Source organism: Thermomicrobiales bacterium (assembly GCA_041390825.1).
GTDB lineage: Bacteria > Chloroflexota > Chloroflexia > Thermomicrobiales > UBA6265 > JAMLHN01.
In genome coordinates, this window is the sequence record JAWKPF010000080.1 from 1 (window position 1) to 2,876 (window position 2,876).

A 2,876-nucleotide genomic window follows, 5' to 3' on the forward strand; every position below is an offset into this window, starting at 1 on the left:
TGGGCAGTGAAAGAATCGCCAGCTAGCTGGGCACCGGCCAGCGCGGCTACAACGCCCACGACGGCATTCCGCACGAATGAGCGTCGCCCGATGTCGATGTCAAGTTCTGTCAGATGCATTGGAGCCCTTTACCAATTAAGGCGAGTACAAGTTTCGACAAGCGTTCTGGGTCAATCGGCGGAGTGGGGCACCAGCCGTATGGTGGCTGACTGGGCAGCGGGAGCGGTGATGGAATCGACCGCCGAACCGCGTCCGAATTTCTCCCGATAGGCCGCGTCGATGGCGTCGCTTGGGGGAGTGGCAGTCGGCGCGAAGCACACCTGTCGCTCGATCCCGCCCGATTGAATGCGCCCAACCGGCTGGTTCTGGATCGCGCGATACCAGGCGCCGCTCGTTCCCCGGACCGAGCGGATGAAGAGCTCGTTTCCCACGCGCACGGCCCAGACGATGACAGGTTTGCGGGGCGTTCCGTCTGGCTGTGCAGTTTCCAGCACCATCAGGTTCGCGTTGCCAATATCCTCGAGTTCGGTGTTCGTCCAGTTCGTCATGTTCGACCTTCCTTTCACATACAAGAAATTGGGGGATTGGCTCAATTCGCGTGGCTATCCCCGAACACTGGCGCGGGCGATCGAGCGATCGTCGCGTTCGCTCGCTGGCTGGTGTCCCGGAGCGAAGCGGAGACTCGCCACGCCAGCTCCCAGGAGTGTCGATTCGGTCACAAGAGCTCCTAAGCCGAAGAGTCCAGCATGTCGAGTGTGGGCTCCGGCGACCGTGGCAGAGCTTGATTCGATGGTACGGCGGCTCAGGGGACCAGGGTAGGATGCTTCTGCAAAATGATTGAACGATTCTCCAGAGTAGCGGGACAATCGGTCCATTGCGTGCCACTATGGACGCATGGCCGATCATGCCCGCTCTGCTGTTGAGGAATGCTGCTGAAATGAACGACGACGCACGCATCGAATTCGTCGAGCGCATCGCCCGTGTCGCCCAAACCGAGGGGGTCACCGAGCCGCTGCCGGGGGTGCGTCTACGACGCGCCAGCAATCCTTCGCCGATGGGCCATGGGGTTTCCTTTCCCTCGTTCTGCATGGTTGCGCAGGGCAGCAAGGAAATCCATCTCGGCGATCGGCGCCTTACCTATGACACGACGCGCTATCTGGTTTCGACCGCCATGCTGCCGATTTCCAGCCGGGTCATCGAGGCAGCGCCCGATCGGCCGTTTCTGGGGTTCGTACTAGTGCTCGACCCGGTGATGGTGGGGTCGGTGATGGTGGAAGCCGGCAAGCCGGCGCCGCACGGTCATCCTGAGCTCAGCGCCATCGATGTGAGTGCGGTCGATGCGGGGCTCTTCGATGCCGCGTTGCGTTTGATCCGGCTCACCGACACACCCGACGATGCGCGCTTTCTTGCTCCGTTGATCCAGCGCGAGATTGTCTACCGGCTCCTCGTCGGCGAACAGGGAGAGCGGATGCGGCAGATCACGACGCTTGGCGGCGAGACCAACCGCATCAGCGAAGCCATTGCGCGCTTGCGCGCTGACTACGACAAACCCATCCGGATCGATACCCTCGCGCAGGAATTGGGTATGAGCGTTTCCGGGTTCCACCATCACTTCAAGCAAGTGACCGCCATGAGCCCGTTGCAATTCCAGAAGCAGTTGCGGTTGCAGGAAGCGCGCCGGTTGATGCTGAGCGAGGATTTCGACGCCACCACCGCCGGCTACCAGGTGGGATACGACGATGCCTCGCACTTCAGCCGGGAATACAAGCGCCTCTTCGGTGAACCGCCGTTGCGTGATGTGGCCCGGTTGCGCGGCGTGCAGTTCGAACCCGCCTCGGTCTGAGCCGCTAGCCGACCCGCTCCATCGCCGGGGCGAGCCACGCTGCGAGCGCGCGCATGTTGGCGGTGTCGTAGCCGTGGATTTCGTCCTCTTCCTGCCAGGCGCGCTCGACCGATTGCTGGATCCCGGTATCGCCGCCGGTGAAGGCCCGCACCAGCCCGGACCACTCCCGCGCGATTGCCAGCACCGGTTCGCTGGCGGGATCGACGCCTGCCGCCTTGGCGGCTTCGGCCCGGGCGATCAGATCGGTCCATTGGCGTTCGAAGGCGCGCATCTGATCGTCACCATAGGCCTCGCGCCGGGCGGCGAGGGTGTCCAGTTGTTCGTCTGTGTAGTACTTCTCGACCATTGTCATCTCCTTCATGAGTGCGGTCAGTTCGTCGATATCGACCGAATCCGACGACTCGAATATCTGGGAGACCATATGCAGACGCGCACGCAGCCGTTGCAGGGAAGCCAGTTCGCGGTCGACCGCGTCCAGTTGCCAGCCGATCACCTCTGGCAATGACGCTTCGTCACGGTCGAGCAATGCGCCGATCTGTTCCAGCGAGAACCCGAGCGACTGCAACGAGCGAATCTGCTGCAGCCGCCGCACCTCGGCATCGCCATAGAGCCGGTAGCCGCCCTCGGTGCGTGCCGTTGGCCGCAACAGCCCGATCTGGTCGTAGTGCCGCAATGTGCGCACCGTCAACCCGGTTGCGTTTGCCAGTTCGCCAATACGGTAGCGCGTCATCTCATCTCGTCTCCCGAACAGGCCACCTGACCTGTCCGCAATGACGATAAACCCTGACGTTACGTGAGGGTCAAGCGGCGTTCGAATTTGCGAGGATCGAGGAACTCGCCGTTATCGGTCTTCGACCGATGGCAGGACAGAGACGTCCTGCCCTACGACCGGGATGGTCGGAGTGAAGGGCCTCCGTGGCTGCCGACCCATCCCCCGTCCACCTCACCCCCTCCCCGTAGCAGCGGCCCTCTGTGGCTGCCCTCTCACCGACGAGAGCGGCCACGGAGGGCCGCCGCTACGCAAGGCGGGTGT

3 protein-coding genes are annotated in these 2,876 nt (G+C 62.9%); 1 reads left to right on the forward strand and 2 read right to left on the reverse strand.

Going from position 1 to position 2,876, the window contains the following annotated elements; translation table 11 throughout:
* Positions 1 to 170 precede the first annotated feature (170 nt).
* Positions 171 to 548 carry a DUF2255 family protein gene (locus tag R2855_19970; protein MEZ4533283.1) on the reverse strand — a complete coding sequence of 126 codons (378 nt, stop codon included), beginning with the start codon at positions 546 to 548 and terminating at the stop codon, positions 171 to 173.
* A gap of 389 nt (positions 549 to 937) precedes the next feature.
* On the opposite strand from R2855_19970, the gene R2855_19975 reads away from it, so the two are divergent.
* Positions 938 to 1,843: an AraC family transcriptional regulator gene (locus tag R2855_19975; protein ID MEZ4533284.1), complete on the forward strand. Its 906-nt coding sequence runs from the start codon at positions 938 to 940 to the stop codon at positions 1,841 to 1,843.
* A gap of 4 nt (positions 1,844 to 1,847) precedes the next feature.
* Here the strand turns inward: R2855_19975 and R2855_19980 are convergent, their stop codons facing one another.
* Positions 1,848 to 2,573: a MerR family transcriptional regulator gene (locus tag R2855_19980; protein MEZ4533285.1), complete on the reverse strand. Its 726-nt coding sequence runs from the start codon at positions 2,571 to 2,573 to the stop codon at positions 1,848 to 1,850.
* Positions 2,574 to 2,876 lie beyond the last annotated feature (303 nt).